The organism is Sphaerisporangium aureirubrum (assembly GCF_042658925.1).
Classification (GTDB): domain Bacteria; phylum Actinomycetota; class Actinomycetes; order Streptosporangiales; family Streptosporangiaceae; genus Sphaerisporangium; species Sphaerisporangium aureirubrum.
On the sequence record NZ_JBHSRF010000081.1, the window covers coordinates 19,575 to 42,353 of the forward strand.

Consider the following 22,779-nt stretch of genomic DNA (forward strand, 5'->3'; position numbering starts at 1 on the left):
GGTGAAACCGAGGGCCGCCTCCGTACGAGGCGGCGGAATGCGCTCACGATATCGCGCGCCCCACCCCCGCCCGCAAGCGCATTTTCCGCCTGGCGTGTCACGGCCGGGGTACTGGGGGCGCGGGTGGTCACGCGCCCCCGCGTTCACTCACAGCGCCGGGCGCGCGGGTGGCCGCGCGCCCGGTTCGAGCGAGGGCGGGGCATCCGACTGCCGGTGCCCGCGGAACTCAGTCGACCGGTGCCGGCGGGGCGCACCCGTGGCCGGCGCCGGCGGGGATCAGTCCAGGCCCGGGGTGGGGTACTTGCCGGTCAGCTCGCTGACCTCGGCGTGGACGCGGGCGATCACGGTGTCGGCGTGGTCGGCGTCCTCCTTGGACAGGGCGGTGACGACCTCGTCCATCCAGGCGGCGATCTGGCGCATCTCGGACTCCCCCATGCCGCGGCTGGTCACCGAGGGGGTGCCGATGCGGATGCCGGAGGGGTCGAAGGGCTTGCGCTGGTCGAAGGGGACGGCGTTGTAGTTCGTCTCCAGGCCGGCGCGGTCCAGGGCCTGGGCGGCGGGCTTGCCGCCGACGCCCTTGGAGGTCAGGTCGATCAGGATCAGGTGGTTGTCGGTGCCGCCGGAGACCAGCGAGAAGCCGCGGCTCGACAGCTCCTCGGCCAGCGCCTTGGCGTTGGCCACCACCTGGTGCGCGTACGCCTTGAACTCGTCGGTGGACGCCTCGCGCAGCGCGACCGCGATGGCGGCGGTGGTGTGGTTGTGCGGGCCGCCCTGCAGGCCGGGGAAGACGGCCTTGTTCAGGGCCTTGGCGTGCTCGTCGGAGGAGGCCATCACCATGGCGCCGCGCGGGCCGCGCAGCGTCTTGTGCGTGGTGGTGGTGATCACGTCGGCGTGGCCCACGGGCGAGGGGTGGGCGCCGCCCGCGACGAGACCGGCGATGTGGGCGATGTCGGCGGCCAGCACCGCGCCCACCTCGCGGGCGATCTCGGCGAACGCCGGGAAGTCGATGGTGCGCGGGATGGCGGTGCCGCCGCAGAAGATGACCTTGGGACGGTGCTCCAGCGCCAGGGCCCGCACCTCGTCCAGGTCGATCCGGCCGGTGTCGCGCCGCACGCCGTACCGCACCGAGCTGAACCACTTGCCGGTGGCCGACACCGACCAGCCGTGGGTGAGGTGGCCGCCGAACGGCAGGCCCATGCCCATCACGGTGTCGCCGGGGTTCGCGAAGGCGAGGTAGACGGCGAGGTTGGCGGGCGAGCCGGAGTACGGCTGCACGTTGGCGTGGGCGACGCCGAACAGGGACTTGGCGCGCTCGACGGCGAGGGTCTCGATCTGGTCGATGACCTGCTGGCCCTCGTAGTAGCGCTTGCCGGCGTACCCCTCGGAGTACTTGTTGGTGAGAACGGTGCCGGTGGCCTCGAGTACGGCCTTGGACACGTAGTTCTCCGAGGCGATCAGCTTGACGGTGTCCGCCTGGCGGCGCTCCTCCGCCTTGATCAGCTCGGCGATCTCCGGGTCGACGTGGGAAAGAGAACTCATGGCACAACTCCTTCGGTGGTTCTCGCGAAGACTACGTCGGCTCTCACGAAGACCCAGGCGCCCGGCCTCCGCAGTTTTCGCTCCCCGGTGGTGTCCCACCCGCACGCGCCAGTCACGTATCCCTAAACGATAGCCGAATCGTCGTTGCCGCCGGTGCGGCCCGCGGGCCACAGCCGGTCGATCTCGGCGTTGAGCGTGGCGCCGATCAGCACCGCCAGCGCCGTGATGTACAGCCACAGCAGCACCGCGATGGGCGCCGCCAGCGAGCCGTAGATGGACAGCGGCGTGAACCACGCGGCCAGCACCGCCCGGAGCACGGCCGCGCAGGGGATCCAGATGACCAGCGCGAGCAGCGCTCCGGGCACCTCGCGCCACCAGCGGGTGCGCACCGGGACGCTCAGGTGGTACAGCAGCGTGAGCACCAGTACCGAGCCTAGGACGACCACCGGCCAGTAGAGGACCCCTACCAGTCCCCCGTACCTGGGGAAGGTGTCCGACAGCAGCGTCGGCCCGACCACCAGGATCGGGATGACGATCAGCCCGATGAGCAGCGCGGCGATGTACAGGCCGAACGACAGGATGCGGGTGCGGATGATCCCCCGGGTCTCGCCGAGGCCGTAGGCGATGGAGATGAGGTCGACGTAGACGAACAGGGCGCGCGAGCCCGACCACAGGGCGAGCAGGAAGCCGACGGAGATCAGCGACACCTGGCCGCCCCTGAGCACGTCGTCCACCAGGGGGCGCACCACGCGGTCCACGGCGTTGTCGCTGAACAGCAGCCGGGACTGGCTGAGCAGCCAGGCGCGGCTCTCGGCCACGGTCGCGGCGCCGACGACGGAGCTGAGGTTGCCGAGGAGGCCGATCAGGCCGAGCACGAACGGCGGCAGGGACAGCAGCGCGAAGAACGCGGCCTCGCCGGCCAGGCCGGTGACGCGGAAGTTGAACCCGGCGATCGAGGTGGCGCGGACCAGCGCCCAGAGCCGCGAGCGGCCGACGGCCCGCCACGGGCGGGAGGCGCGCACGGCGGAGACGCGGGCCCTGGCCTTGGACTTCCACCGAGGGATCCGCCGGGTGCCGTTCCTGGCCGACGCGTCGGTGGACGTCATGGGATCCAAAGGTATTCGCAACATGGCCTCACCACGAGCCCAGCGGGTAACGATCGCGTTCGGTCCGACTACCCCCGAGACGGCCGCGCTATCCGGTGCGACGGCCACAAGCTCCCATACTAGCCATTTCGGACGCCCGTAAGACAGGCCCACGCCGGACGTCGCCGCAGTTCACGCCATATCCGCCGCGCCTCGGCTAGGCAGGGGAAAAGGGCGCAGAATGGGAGGGTGATCTGCGAGGAGTGCAAGGATCGCCGGCACGAGGACTGCCGGGGCGGTTCGTGGTGCGACTGCCAGCACCACCCGGCCGTCGAGCCCGCCGAGCCGCCTCTCGTCTGGCCGCGCCAGGGCTGACGGGAACGCCGCAGCGGGGGCCCGCAGGCCGCCTGGACGTGGTGCCGCGTCCCAGAGTGTGGACCCGATATTGGACATCTCCCACAGGGCGGGTATCGTTTAGGACATGCCAGCGGACCCGCTACTCGTCGTGCGACGCCACGTCGACTTCCTGCGTGTCCGCAGTGCCATCTGTTGCAACGCCCGTTGATCTCCGCACCCTGTTGACTCCGGCCAGGTTCAATCCCTGACGGCAAGGGCGCGTGACGGGCGCTTTTTCATGCCCCCCCTCATCGGCCACATCGGCGAGTCGGGCGGCGGCCTGCGCGCGTGTCCGTGCCACCGACCACCGTTACCGGCAAAGGACGCATCATGACCAGCCCGCCCCGGCCTGCGAACCGCCACCACAAGCGCCCGCGTGGTGAAGGACAGTGGGCTCTCGGGTACCGCGAGCCGCTGAACAAGAACGAGGAGAACAAGAAGAACGACGACGGACTCAACGTCCGTCAGCGGATCATCGACGTCTACTCGAAGGCGGGGTTCGACTCGATCGACCCCGCCGACCTTCGCGGCCGTATGCGGTGGTACGGGCTGTACACCCAGCGCCGGCCGGGGATCGACGGCGGCAAGACCGCCATCCTGGAGCCCGAGGAGCTGGACGACCGCTACTTCATGCTGCGGGTCCGCATCGACGGCGGCCAGCTGAACCTCGCGCAGCTGCGCACCATCGCCGACATCGCCGACCGCTACGCCCGGGGCACGGCCGACGTCACCGACCGGCAGAACATCCAGTTGCACTGGATCGAGATCGAGTCGGTGCCCGCCATCTGGGAGGCGCTGGAGGCGGTGGGCCTGTCCACCACCGAGGCGTGCGGCGACACCCCGCGCGTCATGCTGGGCTGCCCGCTGGCCGGGATCGACGCCGACGAGGTCATCGACGCCACCCCGCAGATCGAGGACACCGTCGCGCGGTACATCGGCGACAAGGCCTTCTCCAACCTCCCCCGCAAGTTCAAGTCGGCGATGAGCGGCTGCCCGGCGCACTGCACCGTGCACGAGATCAACGACATCGCGTTCGTCGGCGTGGTGGACGAGCAGGGCGAGAAGGGCTTCGACCTGTGGGTGGGCGGCGGCCTGTCCACCAACCCGATGCTCGGCAAGCGGCTCGGCACGTTCGTCCGGCCCGACCAGGTGCACGAGGTCTGGGCCGGGGTGATCGGCATCTTCCGCGACTACGGCTACCGGCGGCTGCGGCACCGCGCCCGGATCAAGTTCCTGGTCAACGACTGGGGCGCGGAGCGGTTCCGCGAGGTGCTGGAGAAGGAATACCTCGGCTACACCCTGCCGGACGGGCCCGCGCCCGAGCCGCCGCGCGGCGGGCGGCGCGACCACGTCGGGGTCCACCCGCAGAAGGACGGCAACTTCTACGTCGGGTTCGCGCCCACCGTGGGGCGGCTGGACGGCGAGCGGCTCCACCTGATCGCCGACATCGCCGAGCGGCACGGCTCGGACCGCGTGCGCACCACCGTCGAGCAGAAGATGGTCATCCTGGACATCGCCCCCGGCGAGGTGGACGGCACCGTCGCCGACCTGGAGGCGGCCGGGCTGCGGGTCACGCCCAGCACGTTCCGGCGCCAGACCATGGCCTGCACCGGCATCGAGTTCTGCAAGCTGGCCATCGTCGAGACCAAGGCCCTGGCCGCGGACCTCATCGACGAGCTGGAGCGCCGGCTTCCCGACTTCACCGACCCGCTGACCATCAACGTCAACGGCTGCCCCAACTCCTGCGCCCGCATCCAGGTGGCGGACATCGGCCTGAAGGGCCAGCTCGTCACCGACGCGAGCGGCGCGCAGGTGGAGGGTTTCCAGATCCATCTCGGGGGCTCCCTCGGCACCACCCCCGGCTTCGGCCGCAAGATCCGCGGCCTGAAGGCGTCCGCCGAGGAGCTGCCCGACTACATCGAGCGCGTGCTGAAGAACTTCCAGAGCCAGAAGGACGACGGCGAGACCTTCGCCACCTGGGTGCAGCGCGCCGAGGAGGCGGACCTGCGATGAGGCAGGCCACCGGGGGCGAGGTGACCACGTGACCGAGCGCGCGGTCCCGTTCCACTGCCCGTACTGCGGCGACGAGGACCTCGAACCCTTCGAGGGCGACGGCGGGTGGTACTGCCGCTCCTGTGTCCGCGCCTTCAAGCTGAGGTTCCTCGGCATCGGCCGGGCGGTCACGACCGCCGGCCGGGCGGCCGCTCCCCCTGACCCTGATTTCACCGAGGCAACGCCAGACGCACGAGGAGAGAAGTGAGCCAGTCATGACACTGCTGGAGATCGAGTCAACGTTAGAGCGACAGCGAGGCGTCCTCGACCTGCGAGGGATCGTGGACTCGGCCGCCAGGTTCCTTGAGGACGCGCCGGCTCGCGAGATCATCCGCTGGGCCGCCGCGACCTTCGGCGACCGTCTGTGCCTCACCTCCTCCATGAGCGACGCCCTGCTGATCGACCTGGTCAGCCGGGTGAAGCCCGGCGTCGACGTGCTGTTCCTCGACACCGGCTACCACTTCGCCGAGACGATCGGCACCCGGGACGCCGTGCAGCAGGTGTACGACGTCAACGTCATCAACATCAAGCCGTCCCGCACCGTGGACGAGCAGGACCGCGAGCTCGGCCCGCGCCTGCACGGCCGCAACCCGGACCTGTGCTGCTTCCTGCGCAAGGTGGAGCCGCTGAACCGCGCGCTGGAGCCGTACCTCGCCTGGGTCTCCGGCATCCGGCGCGACGAGTCGCCGACCCGGGCGGGCACCAAGGTCGTCGAGTGGGACGCCAAGCGCCAGATGGTCAAGGTGAACCCCATCGCGCGCTGGACCCAGGACGACGTCGACAACTACATGGCCGACAACGGGGTGATCGTCAACCCGCTGCAGTACGACGGCTACCCGTCCATCGGGTGCGCGCCCTGCACCCGCCGGGTCGCCGACGGCGAGGACCCCCGCAGCGGCCGGTGGGCCGGCATGGGCAAGACCGAATGCGGAATCCACCTCTGACCACTCGGCCTCGCATCCCAGGGGACGTCGCGGACCCGGCGGGCACCGCCGCCGGGCCGCGGCGCCCGTCCCCCGGCTTCCCCGTCCAGCGGCTCTCCATCGGCCCCGGCGACGTCCAGCGGCCGTCCCCCGGCGACCCGCCCGCCCATCGGCCGTCCGGTCCCGGCGACCCGGTGTCCGGGCCTTCCGGCCGCACTCCCCCGCTCGTCGCCGTCGCGCACGGCTCCCGCGACCCCCGGGCCGCCGCCACGGTGGAGGCCCTGCTCGCCGAGGTGCGCCGCGCCCGTCCCTCGCTGGAGGTGCGCGCCGCCTACCTGGACCACTCGCGCCCCGCGCTGGGCGAGGCGCTATCCGGGCTGGACGAGGCCGTGGTGCTGCCCCTGCTGCTCACCGAGGCCTACCACAGCCGGGTGGACATCCCCTCGGCACTGGCCGAGGCCCGGCGGGAGAACCCCGCGCTCCGCGTGACCCAGGGCGCGACCCTCGGCCCTCATCCGCTGCTCCTCGCCGCCCTGGAGCGGCGCCTGGCCGAGGCCGGGGTTCCCCTCGGCGACCCCTCCACCGCCGTGGTGCTCGTCTCCGCGGGTTCCAGCGACCCGCACGCCAACGCCGTCATCGCCCGCACGGCCCGCCGCTGGGCCCGCATCCGCCCCTGGCACTCGGTGACCGCCGCCTACGCCTCCGCCGCCTCCCCCACCCCCGGCCAGGCGGTGCGCGGCCTGCTCGCCCTTCCCCGCCCCTCGGCCACCGGCCCCGTGCCGCCGCGGCGGGTCGTCGTGGCGCCCTACCTGCTGGCGGCCGGGCTGTTCGCCGAGAAGATCCGGCGGGACGCCCTCGCCGCGGGGGCGGACGTCGTCGCCGACCCCCTGGGCCCGGCGTCCGAGCTGGCCGGCGTGCTGCTCGACCGGTACGCCGACGTCGTGCGGCTCAACACCGGTCATCGCCTCCTGTCGTCCTGACACCGGTTCCCGAGCGCACAGCGGGCATCGGGCCGCGGCCGTGAACCAGATCCGCGCGCCGTACCAATAAGTGGTGAGAGAACGCCGGGACGAGTGATCTGGTGAGGTATGACGACCGAGCTGACCGACGCGGCCCTGATCGAGAAATCGCTCGGGTCGCCGGAGGTGTTCACCGAGGTGTTCGCCCGCCACGCCGATCAGGTCCATCGCTACCTGGCACGGCGCGCCGGCCCGGACACGGCGGACGATCTCGTGTCCGATACCTTCCTGACCGCCTTCGAGCAACGGCACCGCTTCTCGCCCGACCGTAGCCCCACCGGGGCGCTGCCGTGGCTGCTCGGCATCGCGACCACGCTGCTGCGCGGTCACGGCCGGGCGGAGGCGCGGCGCTGGAAGGCGCTGATCCGGACACCCGTCGACCTCGGCCTCGCCGAGCCGTCCCCGGCCGAGCTGGCGGCCGACCGGGCCGACGCCCGCGCCACGGTCCGGTCGATCGCCAGGACCCTCGCCGCCATGACGGACGGCGACCGCGACGCCCTGCTGCTCTACGCCTGGGCCGACCTCAGGTACGAGGAGATCGCCGCGACGCTGGAGATCCCGGTCGGCACCGTCCGATCGCGCATCCATCGGGCCCGCGCGCGGTTGCGCGCCGCCATCATGACCACGACCTGGGAAGGCCTGCCCGCACGATGAACGAGATCGACCTGCTCGCGAAGATCGGCGACGACGTGCCGCCGCTCTCGGACGCGGCGCGCGGCCGGGTCCACCACATGCTGCTCGTACAGGCCGGGGCCGCCCGTCCCGAGGCACCCACCCGCCGCCGGGGCGCGGTCCTGAGGGGAACCCCCCGCCGCCGGGGCCTTCGGGCCGCGGTCCTGGCGGGGGCCGCCGCGGCCGTCGCCGCCGTCGCCGTGCCGCTGGCGCTGGGCACCCCCGCCTACGCGGTGGACCGGCTCCCGGACGGAACGGTGACCGTGCGGATCCACGAGTTCCTGGAGCCGAAGAGACTCCAGGCGAGCCTCCGCGAGGCCGGCGTCCCCGCCGAGGTGGACTACCTGCCGGCCGGCCAGACCTGCCGCGGGCCGCGCGGCGTCCGTCCCGCCACGGCCGGCCTGGCCCTGGAGTGGCCGCCGGACGGCTCCGGCATCACCTTCCGGATCCCTCCGGACCGGCTCCGGCCGGGGCAGACGCTGGTCATCGTGGCGACCTTCGCCGCGGACGACCCGGCGCGGGCGGGGAGCATCGCCATGAGCGTCGTCGAGGGTCGGGCGGCCCGCTGCACGGCCGTCCCCGGCCCGGCCGGGGACGGTGCGGTCAAGGTCGTCCCGATCCGGCCCGGCGAGGTGCGCCCGGGAACCCCGGCGGGCTCCTGAAACCGCGGCCTCCCAGGGATCCGCCGGTTCCCCGGGAGGCCGTATCCCCCGGCCCGCCGGGCGGTACCGCCCGGCGGGCCCAAAGAGAAGAGGCCCCGGTCCCCGGAGCCCCTCTCTGATCGTCAATGTCCCACCGGGGCGATCACAGCCACCAGCCGCCCCACACCGCGAGAGTGCCCGCCGGGCACGTCAGGACGTGCTCCCAGGTGCCGACGTAGAGCGGGTCGAAGTAGTAGCGGAACCCGTCGCTGCAGTCGATGTAGAGGCGGTAGCCCTCGGCGTCGCCGGTGCAGGTCACGTAGAAATCCGGCCCGGACACGAAGCCGTCGTAGCAGGTGGCGGCGCGGGCGGCCACCTCGGAACCGGCGAGCGCCCCGCTGCCCTCGGACTTCGACCGCGTCCTGTGACGGGAGACGGCGGTCGTGGTGCCGTCGGTGGCCGAGACGCTGACCACGGTCGCACCGGGTGCGGTCGGTGCGGCGGCGGTCCCCGCCGTGGCCGACGCACCGGCGGGCGGCAGGACGCCGATCGCCACGACGACCGCCGTCGCGGCCACCCCCAGCATGGTTCTGATCTTCACGCGCTTCCCTTTCCCGTGACGAAGAAAGACCGGCGATCCCCGTAGACCCCGTGTCACCCAGTCGAGCGTTATTCGGTTCGAACACGCCCGAGTGACTCAGAACGAGAATGCGCCTCCGGGAAGTGGATATCAATTAGCCTTTTGGCTAACCTCGCACAGCCGATCAAGAAGTCACACGAAAAGATCTCGCGCTACGTATTCGCCGAGTCGTGATTCCTGGCCAGCACAGATGTCTCGTAGACATACGCGGCCAATCCGGCCTGCAGCCGGGACTCCAGCCCGAGAACATGGAGAATTCTCGCCGTATGCGCCTTGACCGTGTGCTCGGTGACGGCCAGCCGCATCGCGATCTGCCTGGTCGACAGCCCCTTCCCCAGCAGGAGGAACACATCGAGCTGGCGAGGCGTGAGGAGCTCGACGGACGAACTCCACGCATCTTCGGGAAGATGATCCAGAAATGGTGCCATTGCGCCCTCCTATTGCCCGCCACACCTGGAAGTCGGCGGACATTCACACGGGAAGACCTAAGGAGCCTGACTCCGGACATCACGCACAGAATATTTCACGATCCCGGTTGGCATGCCAGCAGCCGGAAGCGGCCACGTGTCTCCTCACCCGATCAGGCGCCGCACGGCGAGCGAAATGAGATGGTTACGGGATCCGAAAACCATGGACACCGCCATGGCCGCCGTTTTCGGGATATCACCCTGGATATAGCACAACGGATATCAATATTTCGCGCGCACGCGCCGGCGCCCGCGAGCCAGGGCCCGGCCGCCATGACCACGGCCCTCCGGGCGAGGGCTTGCAAAGTGATATCACTTTGCTATGGTTGTGCCATGACATCGACGAGCGGGGAGAAGGACATGGTCGCGAGAGAAGTCGAGGGTGTCGTGGTGGAGATGCCGGCGGCGCGGGTCAGTGAGCAGCGGGCCCCTGAGATGTCGGGGTGGCCGATGCTCGTGCTGACGCTGCTGGTGCTGGCGGGCGGGGTGGCGTTGCTCATCATGTGGGAGTGGCCGCTGCTCGGAGTGCTCGGGATACTGCTGGTGCTGCTGTCCATCGTGCTCTCCACCGGGCTGATGGCGATCGCGCCGGGACAGGCCAGGGTGGTGCAGCTGCTCGGGCGGTACCTCGGGACGGTGCGGACGGACGGGCTGCGGTGGACGATCCCGTTCACCCAGCACCGCAGGATCTCCACCAGGATCCGCAACCACGAGACGGGGGTGTCCAAGGTCAACGACGTGGACGGCAACCCGATCGAGATCGCCGCGGTCGTGGTGTGGCGGGTCGAGGACACCGCCAAGGCGGCGTTCGAGGTCGACGACTTCGTGGAGTTCGTCGCGATCCAGACCGAGACCGCGGTCCGGCACATCGCGGGCAACTACCCCTACGACTCCAACGACGAGGCGCTGCTCTCGCTGCGGGAGAACGCCGACGAGATCACCGGCAAGCTGTCGGCCGAGATCTCCGCGCGGGTGGAGTCGGCGGGCGTGCTGGTCATCGAGTCCCGGATCACCCGCCTGGCGTACTCCCCCGAGATCGCCCAGTCCATGCTGCGGCGCCAGCAGGCGGGCGCGGTGGTCGCCGCCCGGCGGCAGATCGTCGAGGGCGCGGTGGGCATGGTCGAGGAGGCGCTGCACCGGCTGGACGCGGCCGACGTCGTCGACCTCGACGACGAGCGGAAGGCGACAATGGTCAGCAACCTGCTCGTCGTCCTCTGCGGCGACCGCGACGTGCAGCCGGTCGTGAACACCGGTTCCCTGTACCGGTGACCGAGCGCAAGAAGCTCCTTCTGCGGCTCGATCCGGCCGTACACGACGCCCTCGTCCGCTGGGCGTCCGACGAGCTGCGCAGCACCAACGCCCAGATCGAGTTCCTGCTCCGCCGGGCCCTGGCCGCCGCCGGGCGCCTGCCGGGCGACGTGGGACGAATGCCCCGGCGCGGCCGTCCCCCCAAGAACGACCAGAACGGCGGCGCCGGGGACGAACCGGCGGAGGCCGAGTACGCACCGGAGGAATGACCGATGGACCTGCCCAAGTCCCTGCCGGAACGGCTCTACCTGCTCTCCTACGACATCGAGCGGCGGCGGCTGACCAACCGCTCGCGGCTCGGCTACCTGATGCGCGCGGGCATCCTGGCCGAGTTGCTCATCCAGGGCCACATCGCGGACGCGACCGGCGGCCCGGAGGCACGGGCGCAGGTGCTCGCCGACCCGATGCTCGACGAGGTGCTGCAGCAGATCGCGTCCTCCCGGCGCCGCAGCTGGCAGCACTGGGTCGGCAAGCGCCACCGCCAGGCACTGACCCAGGTGCGCGACCGCCTGGAGAAGGACCGCCGGATCCGTGTGGAGCGCAACCACTTCCTCGGCATCTTCCCCTGGACCAGGGTCACCGTGCGCGACACCCGTGTCGTGCGCAGCCTGCTCACCACCGTGTCGAGCGGCGTCCGCGGCGGCACCCCCGTCGCCCGGATAGACCGCCGCGACGCCGCGCTGGTGGCCCTCGCCGCCAAGTCGCGGCTGCGCGCCGGCCTGTCCCGGTCCGACTGGCGTGCCGCCCGGAGCCGGGTGGACGCGCTCGGGGAGACCGTCGCACCGATCCCGCGCGCCCTGCACAAGACCATCGAGGCCGCGGAGGCCTCCGCGGGCTGACCCCGCGCCCGCCCACCCCGTCCGCGGGGTGGGCGATCCGCGTGGCGGGTCAGCGGTACGGGGGGCCGGGAGGCGGGGGGACGTCCGGGGGCGGGGGCGGCGGGGGGAAGGGGAGGCCGCCGTGCCGGAGGTGGCGGCGGGCCTCGCGGAGCTCGTGGCGCAGCTCCCTGCGGGTGTCGTGGAGTTCCTCGCCGAAGCCCCGGCGCAGCTCGGCGCGGCGCTCCAGCCACCACTCGCTCCAGGCGAACCAGCCGCGACTGATCGGCTTGGCCTTGGAGTCGCCGATCACCTTGACGTCGCCCATCACCGCGTACGCCCGCACCCGGACGACCGGGACGTTCTGCCCCGGCGGGGCCTCGATGACCTTGACCTTCTTGTCGCCCATGAAGGCGATGCCGCTCAGGTCGACGTCCACCCCGTCCGGCACGATGATCTTCACGTCGCCCATCACGGCCGTGGCCACGATGTCGACCTCGTTGGACCGCACCTCGGCCTCACGCAGGTCGATGGTCACGTCCCCCATGACCGCCACCGCGCCGATCTCGTGGTCCACCCGCCACTTCCCGCGCCGTTTGGTGTCCCCCATCACCGCGACGTACCACCGCCGGCTCTTGCCGGGACGCGCCGGGCCGGCGGGGGCGGCGGGGAACGGCGCCCGGACGGGGGCCGCGCCCGGCAGGTCCGAGGTGACCTGCGCCAGCTCGGCGTGGGTGACGGCGAGATAGGCGGCCTCAGTGCGCTCGGTCAGCTCGGCCAGTGTCAGCCGCCCCTCGACGGACGCCTCCCGCAGCTGCTCCACCACCGCTTCCCGCTCGGCGTCCGAAGCTCGCATACCACCCGCATCGGTCATGAGCCGAATCTAGCGCGCCACAACCGCCCATCGATCCTCCCTTGGGAGGAAACACCATCATGTACCGCGGAAGGGTCAGGGCCCGGAGAGAGCGGGGGCGGCGGTGAGGATGTCGCGGGCCAGGGCGTCGTCGCCGGTGACGTCCGCGGGGAAGGTATCGGGGGCGCCGCGGCCGCCCAGCAGGAAGCAGAAGGCCTTCACCTCGCAGCTCATCTCGACGTCGGCCGGGGAGCCGTCGTCGGGAGCGGCCTCGGCGGAGAGGTCCAGCGGCACGTGCCACGTGCCGCCGCCGCTGCCGGTGAGTTCCAGGCGGAGGGCGCGGGGGCCGGGGGTCATGCCGGACAGGGCCATGGTCCAGGGGACGAGGCGGGCGCAGAGGTCCGCCGTGGGGTGGATGTGGGCCGGGAGGGGGCGGGGCAGGGGGACGCCGATGACGGTGGCGGCGTCGTCGGTGTGGATCCAGGTCTCGAGCATGCGGGCCAGCAGGTGGTCCTTGGCGGGCAGGCTGAAGCCGCCGGGGGCGACCGGGCCGGCGGGGTCCATCGTGGCGGCGCGGGCGCAGATGGCCTCGGCCTGGGCGCGCCACCCGGCACGGGTGAGCTCGGGTGCCCGCTCCCGCTCGAAGGCGATCATGTCCGCGGTACGGCTGAGCACCTCGTCGGCCGCGAGCGGCGGCCCGGCGACCGGCAGGCCCATCGCGGCGGCCACCAGGCTGTCGGTGGCGGCCAAGTGGGCGACCAGTTCCTGCAGCGTCCAGCCCTCCACGATCTTCTTCGCCCAGTCGGCGGGCCCGGCGCCGGCCAGCAGCGCGTCCATCGCGGCGACCCGCGCGGCGTACGGGGCGGCGAACCCGTCGGTCACCGCGGGCCTGCGCCTGCTCCTCGCGGCGGCCAGCAGCCGCTCCCGCGCCCCCGCGGGCGGCTCGGCCGCCACCTCGGCGAACGCGTGCAGCACCAGCCGCGTCACTGGATCGGCGGGGATCGGGTGGGGCCCGCCGGGGGATGTGCCGGGGCCGGGTGTCGGGGGGTCGGTGGGGGCGGCCATGGTCACACCTCCTCGTCGGCAAGTGCGTCGGCCAGCTTGCGCAGGCCCAGGCGGATGCGGGACTTCACGGTTCCTTCGGGGAGTCCTAGTTCTTCGGCCGTCTGGCGGTAGGTACGGCCACGGTAGTAAGCGAGTTCGATGGCCTCGCGAAGCCCCCCCGGGAGGCGGCTGACGGCGACGCGGACGCGGGCGGCCTCGTCGGCGGCGAGGATCCAGTCCTCCAGGGGGCTGGGCTCGGGGTCCGCCAGGCGGGGGCCGATGGTGGAGACGCGGCGGCGCTCCTCGGCGCGGACGTGGTCGACGGCGCGGCGGTGCGCGATGGTGGCGAGCCAGGACCGCAGGGATCCCCGGTCGGGATCGAAGGCCAGCGGACGCTCCCAGAAGGTGACGAAGACCTCCTGCACGATGTCCTCGGCCACGAGCCGGTCGCGGGTCACCCGCAGGGCGAGCCCCAGCACCAGGGGGTACAGCCGCTCGTGCAACTCCCCGAGCGCGCTCTCGTCACCGCCCACGACGCGCTGGTGCAGCGACCGGTCATCGGTCGTTCCCACCGCCTCCAACGGCCTCCCCCCTCCTTCGGTCAGCGACCCGAGCATTTCATTGTTCTCAGGAAATGTTGAGATGGATGGCGAAGCACGCATCGGATGAGCGACCGAAGCGTGGGTTAATGACCAGAATGTCCGGAGGCTCCCTTGACGCACGACGTGTTCAACCAGGTCCCCCCGCATACCGGCCACGACGTGTCGGCCGACCCGGCGCTGGTGGAGGGACTGCGGCGCGAGTGCGCGGACTGGGCACTCGGGGAGCTGCGCGGCCTCGGCACCCTCGCCGGGTCGGCCCGCGCGCAGGAATGGGGCCGCCTCGCCAACGACAACCCGCCGGTGCTGCGCACGCACGACCGCTACGGGAACCGCATCGACGAGGTGGAGTTCCATCCGGCCTGGCACGACCTGATGGCGGTCGCCGTCGAGCACGGCCTGCACGCGGCGCCGTGGGCCGCGGCGCGGCCGGGCGCCCATGTGGCGCGGGCGGCCAAGTTCTACGTGTGGTCCCAGGTCGAGGCGGGCCACGGCTGCCCGGTGTCGATGACGTACGCCAGCGTGGCGGCGCTGCGCCACTCCCCCGCCCTGGCCGCCGAGTGGGAGCCGCTGCTGGAGTCGCGCAGCTACGACTTCGGCCTGCGCCCGGCGTCCGCCAAGCGGGGCGTGCTCGCCGGGATGGCCATGACCGAGAAGCAGGGCGGCTCCGACGTCCGGGCGAACACCACCGTCGCCGAGCCGCTCGCCGACGGCACCTACGCCATCACCGGCCACAAGTGGTTCAACTCCGCCCCCATGTGCGACGTCTTCCTGGTGCTGGCGCAGGCCCCCCGGGGCCTGTCGTGCTTCCTGCTCCCCCGCGTGCTCCCCGACGGCACCCGCAACGCCATGCGGATCATGCGCCTGAAGGACAAGCTCGGCAACCGCTCCAACGCCTCCGCCGAGGTGGAGTACGAGGGCGCGACGGCCCATCTCGTCGGCGAGGAGGGCCGCGGCGTCCGCACCATCATCGAGATGGTGAACATGACCCGCCTGGACTGCGTGATCGGCTCCGCCTGCGGCATGCGCCTCGGCGTCACCCGCGCCGTCCACCACGCGACCCACCGCTCCGCCTTCGGCAGACCCCTGGTCGACCAGCCTCTGATGCGCAACGTCCTGGCCGACCTGGCCCTGGAATCCGAGGCCGCCACCGCCGTGATGATCCGCCTCGCGGGCGCCACCGACAAGGCCCTCCGCGGCCAGACCAACGAAGGCGCCCTACGCCGCACCGCCCTCGCCGCCGCCAAGTACTGGGTCTGCAAACGCGCCCCCGGCCACGCCGCCGAGTCCTTGGAATGCCTTGGCGGCAACGGCTATGTGGAGGAATCCCAGATGCCCCGCCTGTTCCGCGAATCCCCCCTGAACGGCATCTGGGAGGGCTCGGGAAACGTCGCCGCCCTGGACCTGCTCAGATCCGTCGCGAAGGAACCAGACAATCTGGACGCCTTCTTCGGCGAGGTCGACCAAGCCAAGGGCGCCGACACCCACCTGGACACCGCCGTGCGCGAAGCCAAGGACTCCCTCACCGACCCCGCCACCCTCGAATACCGCGCTCGCCAGGTGGTGGAACGCCTGGCCCTCGTGCTGCAGGCGTCGCTGCTGGTCAGACACAGCCCACCGGCCGTCGCGGACGCCTTCTGCGCCTCTCGCCTCGGGCCGGAGCGGAGCCTGGCATACGGCGGCCTTCCCCCCGGTGCGGACTTCGGGGCGATCATCGAACGGGCCGAAACGAAGATCATCTAAACCCGAACGGATGGTCCGGGGAAGCCACCTCCCGGACCACCCATCAAGCGATCAGATCAACCGGCCAGTCCGCCGGCTGCCCGTACTTCGAGGTAGGACCACTTTGATGCTGATTCCCGGAAACGCGGCCATGCCGGGATGGCGGTCAGAGGGTCAGGGGCGGGTCCATTTTTGGTTGTTCTGGCCGTTGCAGGACCAGATTTGGACCTTGGTGCCGTTGGCTGTGGCGGCGGCGGAGACGTCCAGGCACTTGCTGGCGCTGACGGAGGTGATGGTGCCGTCGGTGTTCAGGCGCCATTTCTGGTTGTTCTGGCCGTTGCAGTCCCAGATGATCACCGGGGTGCCGTCGGCGGTGCCGGAGCCGTTGACGTCCAGGCATTTGGTGCCGTAGATGCGCAGTTCGTTCATGCTGGTCGACGACCATTGCTGGTTGGTGCCGCTGTTGCAGTCCCAGATCTGCAGCTGGGTGCCGTTGGTCTGGGTGTTGCCGTTGACGTCCAGGCATCGGCCCGAACCTACGCCGCGGATCGTGGATGCCGGCGAGGTGCTGCCGGCGGGGCGACAGTGCAGGGCGAACTCGGCGATGGCGGGAGCGGCGCGGGAACTGGTGATGCGCAGCCTGACCCGGCTGGTGGTGACGGGAGAGGTGAGGCGGATCAGCTTCTTGTGGCCGATCGTGGTGTCGGTGGCGATCTGGGTCCAGGAGCTGCCGTTCCAGGAGTCGACGGCGAACGATCTCGTGCGCTGGCCGACGCGCAGGTCCTCCTGGGTGGAGATGACGTCGAAGGTCCGTGACGCGGGCAGGGTCAGCACCAGCGCGCCGGTGGTGCCGGTCGGCTGCCAGGAGCTGTCGAGGTCGCCATCCACCGCGAGGTCCGGGGTGTGGCCGGAGGTGTTGGAGGTGCCGCTGTCGTTGGCCGGGACGGCGCCGCTCGCGAGGTTGGTGGCGAAGGTCGACGACACGATGGTGCCGAACTGGTTGAGGGTGTCCACCGCCGACTGGTCCAGGAGTCCCTGCCGGTTCGGGGAGACGTTCACCAGCATGTTGCAGTTGCGTCCCACCGAGCCGTAGTACATCTCGATCAGTTCGGAGGCGGGTCTCCAGGTCTCGCCGGGTTGCCAGAACCAGTTGTGGCGTGCCGACAGGGTCCCGTTGCACTCCCCAGGGAACCAGCGCAGCATGTTCCACGCGCTGGTGCCGTCCGATCTGCGCTGGGACAGCACGCTGTCGCTGCCGAGGTCGGCGGCGCCGTTGCCACCGGGCACGCCCAGCACCGAGTCCGCGCCGGTCGCGGGGTCGCCGGTGGCGGGCACGACCGACCACTCCGAGGCGCGCGCGTAGCCGTTCTCGTTGCCTACCCAGCGCACGTCCGGCCCGCCGTCGTTCTCCATGACCGCGTTGGGTTGCAGCGTGCGGACCATGGTGGCCCAGTCCCTGAAGTTGTAGGGCTGGTTGCGGCCGGTCGGGTTGGCGCCGTCCCACCACAGTTCGTCGATGCCGCCGTAGCGGGTCAGCAGTTCGTACAGGGTGTTCTCGAAGTAGGTGTTGTAGTCGTCGGAGTTGAAGCGGAACGTCACTCCGTTGACGATCTCCGAGGAGTCGGAGGGGATCGTCACCTGCCGGGAGGCGCTGCCATTGGCGAACCGCCCGCCGGGCTGGTTCTCGCGCAGGTCGGCGGGCGACACGTAGAGGCCTGCCTTCAGCCCGTACTTGTGCATGGAATCGGTGAAGCTCTTCACCACGTCGCCCCGGCCGCCGGACCACGAGGACGACGCCACGCCGAAGTTGCTGTACTTGGAGGGGAAGAGCAAGAAGCCGTCGTGGTGCTTGGCGGTGAGGATCGATCCCTTGAACCCCGCCTGCTTCAGCGAGGAGGCCCACTGGTCGGTGTTCAAGCCGGTGGGCTGGAAGATGTCGGGGTCCTCGGTGCCGGTGCCCCACTCCCTGCCGTCGAAGGTGTTGACGCCGAAGTGGATGAAGTTGTACTGCTCCAGCCGCTGCCAGGCGAGCTGGCGCGACGACGGCACGACGTCCGCGGCCTTCGCGATGATCGTGGCAGGGGAGTCCGACGCCGACACGGGCGCGACCTGGACCGTGGCGGCGAGGGCGGCACCGGCCGGAGCCAGGGCGACCGTGACCAGGCTTAGAACAGACAGCACGCTCAGCGCCTTTCTGGCGCGGGCACGCGTCCACGGCACGGATCTACGCCGATCTGCGTTTCGCATGTGCGGTCCTTTCTGGACGTGCGGTTGTTCGAAGCGGCCGCGGGGTGGGGCGGGGAGACAGCGGCGGGGCCCGGCGCTCGGACAGTCCTCACAACACGAGGACTGAGCGAACCGATTCGATTGCGTGGTGTCAGAATCATCAGGAGAACGCAATGTGTCAACGAGTCTCGGTGAAGCGGCGTCGTCGGCCGTCAATCGCTCGTGGCACAGGAGATTTCCGCTCGTCTCCTCACGGGCCGAGCGGGCACGCCACGGCGATGTTCTGCTATGTAAAGCTCTGATACGAATCGATTCGACGGCCAATCCGATGATGAATGTCGGAAAGTTCCAGCCCGGACAACGGCGGCTTCGATCGGTCGTCGCCACTCCTCGGTTGTGGGAGCGTGCTGTGTCAGGTGATGGTCCATTGGTTGTTGGTGCTGGCGTTGGGAGTCCACAGCTTCACGGTGGAGCCGACGGTGGTGGTGCCGGCGCCGTCCAGGGCGGTGCCGGTGCCGCGGTTGATGATCTGGTAGCGGCCGTTGCCCGTGCTGTTGAGGCGCCACTGCTGGTTGTTGCCGCCGTTCCAGGGCCCTTGCAGGCAGTTGGCGCCGTTGGCGGAGTTGCCCCAGCTGTCGGCGACCATGCCGTTGGTGCGGTTGACGATGCGGTACCAGCCGCTGCCGAGGTCCACAAGCTGCCACTGCAGGTTGGTGCTGCCGTCCCAGTTCCACTGCTTGAGCGCCGATGCCGAGGCGACGTTGCCGCCGCTGTCGAGGACGAGGCCGGTGGTCACGTTGCTGATCCGCACCCAGCCGGTGGGGGTGCTTCCGCCCCCGATGTTCCAGTAGACGTTGTAGTTCACGCCGTGGGCGTCGTAGAACGGGATCAGGTTGACCGTGGATCCGCCGGCGGTGGCCGTGAACGTGAGTGCGGTACTGCTGGTGCGGGTGATGGAGGAGGGGCTTAGCACCGGCGGGGAGCTGAGCGTGGTGTTGCCGTAGTTGCCGGCGAGGACGACCGGGCCGTACGTGATCGCCGCGATGCCTGCGTTGTCGTTGGCCGGGCGGGTGACGGGCTGCATGGGCAGGCGGACGGTGACGGTGTCGCCGGAGGCCCAGGTGCGGGTCAAGGTGGCGTAGGTGCCAGGAGCGGTGGCCACGTTCTGCTGGGTGCCGTTGACGGCGATCGTGGCCCCGGTGGCCCAGGAGGGGATGCGGACGCGCATGGACCACGACCCGCCCGCGTTCCCGCTGACCTGCAGCGTGGTGGTGTCGCTGACCGGGTAGGAGGTGGTCTGGGTGACGGTGATGCCGCGCTGGGTCCAGTTCAGCACCGACGGTGCGAACAGGTTCACGGTCAGCGTGGTGTCGGCGTAGAAGTAGATGGAGTCCGCCAGCTTGGTGTGGGTCTCCAGGCCGGTGCCCTGGCAGCACCAGAACGTGGTGTAGTCCGTGCTGTAGCCACTGTTGACACCGCCGACACCGCGGCGGCCGCCGGGGTTGAGCGGGGTGAAGTAACAGACGTGGCCATGGCCGTCGTTGGGATTCTGCTGGCCGATCATCTGGTTGATCAGCGCCCGCTCGTAGTAGTCGAACAACTCGGCCCGGTCGGGAGTGAGGACGAACAACTCCCTGGTGAGCTTGAGCATGTTGTAGGTGTTGCAGTTCTCGCTGGTGTCGGCGGTGAGGTACGCGGCGATCGCGTTGGGCGCCCGGAAGTGCTCGGCCTGGCTGTTGCCGCCGATGACGTAGGTGTGCGCGCCGATGGTGATGTTCCAGGCGTTGGTGGCGATGTCGCGGTAGCGGGTGGTTCCGGTGGCCTTGTACTCCCGGATGGCTCCGATCCACTTGGGCACCTGGGTGTTGGCGTGCAGGCCGTTGAGCTGATCGCTGCCCGACGCCAGGGGGTTGAACACCGCGGCGTGGTCGAACCGCTGCGCCGCCGTGAGCCACCGGGCGTCGCCGGTCTGCTGGTAGAGGTCGGTCAGGACGGCGTTCATGCCGCCGAACTCCTGGTTCAGGGAGGACTGCATCTGTGAGTAACTGAGTCTGCCCGTGCGCCAGTCCACCCAGCCGGCCATGTTGGTGACCACGGTGAGGGCCTGGCCGTTGCCGGCCAGAACGTACTGGTCGAGCAGGCCGGCCAGGATCTTGTGAAGGGTGTACCACGGTGCCCAGACCTGCTGGCCGCTCTCCACCCGGTCGAAGAAGTTCTCCGGGAACGCCGAGAGGTAGCCGGTGCGGTATCCCCGGTTCGGCGAGGCCGCCTGGCAGGCCGCCAGCGCGTTGACCAGGTAGTCTCCCTTGGCTTTGCAGGCCGAATCGCCGGTGTTGGCGTATGCCTGCGCCAGGGCTGTCAGCACGTGGCCGATCGAGTGCCCGCGCAGCTCGACGGCCGGTCCCTCCCATCCTCCACACGGCTGGGCCGAACTGGAGAGGCCGACGTTGAGGCGGAATGTGTGCAGCAACCGGTCCGCGTCGACATACCGCAGGTAGGACAGCGTACGGTTCTGGTTCTCCAGCCAGCGGCCGGTCGTCACCCGCACCTGTCCCAGCTCGAACGCATACGCCGCCACCCCGACATCGGGCCGGACCGCCGCACCCGCGGCTGCCGGGACGTCGAGCACCGGTCCCGCGGCCGAGACGGCGACGGCCACGCCGGTGGCTTGGAAAAGCTGGCGGCGGCTGAGCGGGGGGAGTGACATAGGGCCTCCTCGAGACATTGTTTGTTAGCGCTAACTATCAGAAGAGGCGCAGATAAAGAGTGACCGTCCGCCCTTGAGCGAGCGATCGGCTCCCCCGTGCGGAGGCAGAGACCAGAAAGCATCGTGCCGCACAGATTCCGACCGCCTACCTGGTGCCGGGCCGCCAGCTGAAATTTCACCACCGTGAGCGGTCGCTCGCGTCAGCCCGGCCGGGCGCCACGGCTGGCGCCCGGCCGGATCTCATCTGATCCGCGCTCTCGCTGCCGACAGGTCAGCTGCGTGTGGTCCATCGTTGGTTGGCCTGGCCGTTGCACGACCAGAGGATGAGCTTGGTGCCGTTGGCCGTGCCGGCCGCGTTGGCGTCCAGGCATCGTCCGGACTGCACTCCGGTGATGGTGCCGTTGGAGTTGAGGTTCCATTGCTGGTTGGCTCCGCCGTTGCAGTCCCAGATGACCACCTGGGTGCCGTTGGCGGTGCCCTGGCCGTAGGCGTCCAGGCACTTGTTGCCGTACACCTGGAGCTGCCTGCTTGAGGTGGAGGTGAACCGCTGGTTGGTGCCGGTGCCGCAGTCCCACAACTGCACTTGGGTGCCGTTGGTGGTGCTGGAGTTGGGTACGTCGACGCATCGGCTGGATTGGCCGCCGACGATCTGGACGCCTTGTTGTGGGTTGCCGCCGCCTGACGGGGCGTAGCCGGCGGCGGTGATGTTGGCTTGTACGGCGTTCTCGGTGTCGGCCGTCGGGTAGCCGGAGGTCATGACGCCTTCGTAGAAGGTGCCGCGGGCGCCGTTGCTGTTGTCGCCGCCGATGCCGAGCAGGATGGCGCCTTCCTTCTTCATCGGGTGGTAGCCGTTGGGGCGCCGCCCGTCGAAGTAGTTCGTCAGGCCGCCGGACTGGGCGTTCCCGCCGCGGATCGCCCAGTGGTTCGGCTCGCCCTTGACGATGGCGGTCACGAAGCGGTGGTTGATGGACGGCATGGGGTTGTATCGCGCGTTGACCCCGGAGAAGAGGCCCCACTCCATGTCGGCCATGATCCAGGGGCCGCTGCCGTCCCCGTAGCCCCACCAGTTGTTGTTGCCGAAGTAGATGGACTCCATGATGCCGATGTCGTCGGCCTGGCCGTTCGTCTGCGCGTTGCCGTAGTCGAAGCAGCACCCGCCGTTGTAGTGCGTGCCGTCGAGGACGGCGTACATGCCCTCGGGCTGGTCGCCGGTCGCGACGCCGTTGGTGGTGTTGTTGCGGTAGCCGGTGCCGGGAGCGATGTAGACGCCGTATGCCTTCTGGCCGCCGAGGGTGATCGGGGCCGCCTTCGCGTCGGCGAGGTTGTCCGATCCGCCGGGACCGGGGCCGGGCACGGCGCCGCCGGGGCCCTGGGTGAGGCGGTTGTTCCGTCCGGACTGGTCGTAGATGACGGTGATGACGCAGTTGGTGCCGGAGCAGAACGCGTCCTGGGCGGCGGCGTCGGCCACGCCGCCCGCGGCCAGCACACCGATGTCGCGGGTGGTGTTGTCGGAGGAGCGGCGCACCTGGTACATCGGCCCGTTGTAGGCGCCGTACAGCGCCCGGGTGGTGCTGTGCGCCGCCACGCACGGCGTGCCGCCCGCGGCGTAGATGTCGCACGGGCCGGTGGTGGCGGCCCCGGCTGATGACGCGTCCAAGATCACGTAGCTACTGGCGGCGGCGAGGAGCAACGGGATCCCTGTGGCGGCCATGAGGCGGCGCAGCCTTTTCTTCACGTTCATTCGATCCTTTCGCATGGCGGGCTGGATGTGGTACGCAGCGCCCGTTCGAAGCAGTCGAACAAGTCGGCGATGGCGTTTCTGATCCCAGATCGAGATCGAGTCCATAAGTCGCGGTTGATCAGCTGCGCAGGGTCCATTGCTGGTTGGCCTGGCCGTTGCAGGACCAGAGGATGAGCTTGGTGCCGTTGGCCGTGCCGGCGGCGTTGGCGTCGAGGCATCGTCCGGACTGCACTCCGGTGATGGTGCCGTTGGAGTTGACGTTCCATTGCTGGTTGGTTCCGCCGTTGCAGTCCCAGATGATCACCTGGGTGCCGTTGGCGGTGCCCTGGC

Annotated in this window: 22 protein-coding genes and 1 riboswitch; of the genes, 11 read left to right on the forward strand and 11 right to left on the reverse strand. The window is 70.3% G+C overall.

Annotation, left to right across the window (positions count from 1 at the left end):
* Positions 1-276 precede the first annotated feature (276 nt).
* On the reverse strand, positions 277-1,539 hold the full coding sequence (glyA, locus tag ACFP1K_RS34120) for a serine hydroxymethyltransferase (RefSeq protein ID WP_380761233.1): 1,263 nt from the start codon (positions 1,537-1,539) through the stop codon (positions 277-279).
* Between the two features lie 44 nt (positions 1,540-1,583).
* Positions 1,584-1,665: riboswitch (ZMP/ZTP riboswitch) on the reverse strand.
* A complete protein-coding gene (locus ACFP1K_RS34125) occupies positions 1,662-2,645 on the reverse strand; it encodes a YihY/virulence factor BrkB family protein (RefSeq protein ID WP_380761235.1) in 984 nt (327 codons plus the stop codon). (Overlaps the previous riboswitch by 4 nt.)
* A 228-nt stretch (positions 2,646-2,873) precedes the next feature.
* Between ACFP1K_RS34125 and ACFP1K_RS34130 the strand changes: the two genes are divergently transcribed.
* From ACFP1K_RS34130 to ACFP1K_RS34160, 7 genes are all read left to right on the forward strand, one after another.
* Positions 2,874-2,999: a hypothetical protein gene (locus ACFP1K_RS34130; protein ID WP_380761237.1), complete on the forward strand. Its 126-nt coding sequence runs from the start codon at positions 2,874-2,876 to the stop codon at positions 2,997-2,999.
* A gap of 351 nt (positions 3,000-3,350) precedes the next feature.
* Complete coding sequence (locus tag ACFP1K_RS34135; RefSeq protein ID WP_380761239.1) at positions 3,351-5,033, forward strand: nitrite/sulfite reductase; 1,683 nt, start codon at positions 3,351-3,353, stop codon at positions 5,031-5,033.
* A 28-nt stretch (positions 5,034-5,061) separates the two neighbouring features.
* Positions 5,062-5,280: a hypothetical protein gene (locus ACFP1K_RS34140; protein ID WP_380761241.1), complete on the forward strand. Its 219-nt coding sequence runs from the start codon at positions 5,062-5,064 to the stop codon at positions 5,278-5,280.
* Positions 5,281-5,287: 7 nt separating this feature from the next.
* The gene (locus tag ACFP1K_RS34145) at positions 5,288-6,016 is read left to right on the forward strand and encodes a phosphoadenylyl-sulfate reductase (RefSeq protein WP_380761243.1); all 729 of its coding nucleotides are present in this window, start codon (positions 5,288-5,290) and stop codon (positions 6,014-6,016) included.
* Between the two features lie 173 nt (positions 6,017-6,189).
* Positions 6,190-6,975: a sirohydrochlorin chelatase gene (locus ACFP1K_RS34150; RefSeq protein ID WP_380761278.1), complete on the forward strand. Its 786-nt coding sequence runs from the start codon at positions 6,190-6,192 to the stop codon at positions 6,973-6,975.
* 108 nt (positions 6,976-7,083) lie between these two features.
* Entirely contained in the window at positions 7,084-7,668 is a 585-nt protein-coding gene (locus ACFP1K_RS34155) for an RNA polymerase sigma factor (protein ID WP_380761245.1), read from the forward strand.
* Positions 7,665-8,348: a hypothetical protein gene (locus ACFP1K_RS34160; RefSeq protein WP_380761247.1), complete on the forward strand. Its 684-nt coding sequence runs from the start codon at positions 7,665-7,667 to the stop codon at positions 8,346-8,348. Before ACFP1K_RS34155 ends, ACFP1K_RS34160 begins: the two co-directional genes overlap by 4 nt.
* A 142-nt stretch (positions 8,349-8,490) precedes the next feature.
* Here ACFP1K_RS34160 and ACFP1K_RS34165 read toward each other — a convergent pair whose 3' ends face one another.
* Both ACFP1K_RS34165 and ACFP1K_RS34170 read right to left on the reverse strand, forming a co-directional pair.
* On the reverse strand, positions 8,491-8,928 hold the full coding sequence (locus ACFP1K_RS34165) for a hypothetical protein (protein ID WP_380761248.1): 438 nt from the start codon (positions 8,926-8,928) through the stop codon (positions 8,491-8,493).
* A gap of 191 nt (positions 8,929-9,119) precedes the next feature.
* On the reverse strand, positions 9,120-9,395 hold the full coding sequence (locus ACFP1K_RS34170; RefSeq protein ID WP_380761250.1) for a response regulator transcription factor: 276 nt from the start codon (positions 9,393-9,395) through the stop codon (positions 9,120-9,122).
* A gap of 372 nt (positions 9,396-9,767) precedes the next feature.
* Here ACFP1K_RS34170 and ACFP1K_RS34175 point away from each other — a divergent pair, with 372 nt between their 5' ends.
* The 3 genes from ACFP1K_RS34175 to ACFP1K_RS34185 are packed head-to-tail and all read left to right on the forward strand — an operon-like array spanning position 9,768 to position 11,581.
* Positions 9,768-10,703: an SPFH domain-containing protein gene (locus tag ACFP1K_RS34175; RefSeq protein WP_380761252.1), complete on the forward strand. Its 936-nt coding sequence runs from the start codon at positions 9,768-9,770 to the stop codon at positions 10,701-10,703.
* Entirely contained in the window at positions 10,700-10,951 is a 252-nt protein-coding gene (locus tag ACFP1K_RS34180) for a hypothetical protein (protein ID WP_380761254.1), read from the forward strand. Before ACFP1K_RS34175 ends, ACFP1K_RS34180 begins: the two co-directional genes overlap by 4 nt.
* 3 nt (positions 10,952-10,954) lie before the next feature.
* Positions 10,955-11,581 carry a GOLPH3/VPS74 family protein gene (locus ACFP1K_RS34185; RefSeq protein ID WP_380761256.1) on the forward strand — a complete coding sequence of 209 codons (627 nt, stop codon included), beginning with the start codon at positions 10,955-10,957 and terminating at the stop codon, positions 11,579-11,581.
* 49 nt (positions 11,582-11,630) lie between these two features.
* Here ACFP1K_RS34185 and ACFP1K_RS34190 read toward each other — a convergent pair whose 3' ends face one another.
* The 3 genes from ACFP1K_RS34190 to ACFP1K_RS34200 form a co-directional block, all read right to left on the reverse strand.
* On the reverse strand, positions 11,631-12,431 hold the full coding sequence (locus tag ACFP1K_RS34190; protein ID WP_380761258.1) for a DUF1707 SHOCT-like domain-containing protein: 801 nt from the start codon (positions 12,429-12,431) through the stop codon (positions 11,631-11,633).
* A gap of 75 nt (positions 12,432-12,506) precedes the next feature.
* On the reverse strand, positions 12,507-13,475 hold the full coding sequence (locus tag ACFP1K_RS34195) for a maleylpyruvate isomerase family mycothiol-dependent enzyme (protein ID WP_380761260.1): 969 nt from the start codon (positions 13,473-13,475) through the stop codon (positions 12,507-12,509).
* Positions 13,476-13,477: 2 nt separating this feature from the next.
* A complete protein-coding gene (locus tag ACFP1K_RS34200) occupies positions 13,478-14,026 on the reverse strand; it encodes a sigma-70 family RNA polymerase sigma factor (RefSeq protein ID WP_380761262.1) in 549 nt (182 codons plus the stop codon).
* Positions 14,027-14,167: 141 nt separating this feature from the next.
* On the opposite strand from ACFP1K_RS34200, the gene ACFP1K_RS34205 reads away from it, so the two are divergent.
* On the forward strand, positions 14,168-15,796 hold the full coding sequence (locus ACFP1K_RS34205; RefSeq protein WP_380761264.1) for an isovaleryl-CoA dehydrogenase: 1,629 nt from the start codon (positions 14,168-14,170) through the stop codon (positions 15,794-15,796).
* A gap of 153 nt (positions 15,797-15,949) precedes the next feature.
* On the opposite strand, the gene ACFP1K_RS34210 is transcribed toward ACFP1K_RS34205, so the two are convergent.
* The 4 genes from ACFP1K_RS34210 to ACFP1K_RS34225 all read right to left on the reverse strand — a co-directional run.
* Complete coding sequence (locus tag ACFP1K_RS34210; RefSeq protein WP_380761266.1) at positions 15,950-17,956, reverse strand: lectin; 2,007 nt, start codon at positions 17,954-17,956, stop codon at positions 15,950-15,952.
* A 457-nt stretch (positions 17,957-18,413) separates the two neighbouring features.
* Positions 18,414-20,708, reverse strand: coding sequence for a beta-L-arabinofuranosidase domain-containing protein (locus ACFP1K_RS34215; protein ID WP_380761268.1), 2,295 nt, complete (start codon positions 20,706-20,708; stop codon positions 18,414-18,416).
* Between the two features lie 271 nt (positions 20,709-20,979).
* Positions 20,980-22,449: an arabinofuranosidase catalytic domain-containing protein gene (locus ACFP1K_RS34220; protein ID WP_380761270.1), complete on the reverse strand. Its 1,470-nt coding sequence runs from the start codon at positions 22,447-22,449 to the stop codon at positions 20,980-20,982.
* Positions 22,450-22,567: 118 nt separating this feature from the next.
* On the reverse strand, positions 22,568-22,779 hold a 212-nt coding region (locus ACFP1K_RS34225; protein ID WP_380761272.1), incomplete at its 5' end, for a ricin-type beta-trefoil lectin domain protein.

Coding starts and splice junctions, on each gene's coding strand:
- glyA (WP_380761233.1), bottom strand. CDS start 1,539: ATGAGTTCTCTTTCCCACGTCGACCCGGAGATCGCCGAGCTGATCAAG.
- ACFP1K_RS34125 (WP_380761235.1), bottom strand. CDS start 2,645: ATGACGTCCACCGACGCGTCGGCCAGGAACGGCACCCGGCGGATCCCT.
- ACFP1K_RS34135 (WP_380761239.1), top strand. CDS start 3,351: ATGACCAGCCCGCCCCGGCCTGCGAACCGCCACCACAAGCGCCCGCGT.
- ACFP1K_RS34145 (WP_380761243.1), top strand. CDS start 5,288: ATGACACTGCTGGAGATCGAGTCAACGTTAGAGCGACAGCGAGGCGTC.
- ACFP1K_RS34155 (WP_380761245.1), top strand. CDS start 7,084: ATGACGACCGAGCTGACCGACGCGGCCCTGATCGAGAAATCGCTCGGG.
- ACFP1K_RS34160 (WP_380761247.1), top strand. CDS start 7,665: ATGAACGAGATCGACCTGCTCGCGAAGATCGGCGACGACGTGCCGCCG.
- ACFP1K_RS34170 (WP_380761250.1), bottom strand. CDS start 9,395: ATGGCACCATTTCTGGATCATCTTCCCGAAGATGCGTGGAGTTCGTCC.
- ACFP1K_RS34175 (WP_380761252.1), top strand. CDS start 9,768: ATGACATCGACGAGCGGGGAGAAGGACATGGTCGCGAGAGAAGTCGAG.
- ACFP1K_RS34185 (WP_380761256.1), top strand. CDS start 10,955: ATGGACCTGCCCAAGTCCCTGCCGGAACGGCTCTACCTGCTCTCCTAC.
- ACFP1K_RS34190 (WP_380761258.1), bottom strand. CDS start 12,431: ATGACCGATGCGGGTGGTATGCGAGCTTCGGACGCCGAGCGGGAAGCG.
- ACFP1K_RS34195 (WP_380761260.1), bottom strand. CDS start 13,475: ATGGCCGCCCCCACCGACCCCCCGACACCCGGCCCCGGCACATCCCCC.
- ACFP1K_RS34215 (WP_380761268.1), bottom strand. CDS start 20,708: ATGTCACTCCCCCCGCTCAGCCGCCGCCAGCTTTTCCAAGCCACCGGC.
- ACFP1K_RS34220 (WP_380761270.1), bottom strand. CDS start 22,449: ATGAACGTGAAGAAAAGGCTGCGCCGCCTCATGGCCGCCACAGGGATC.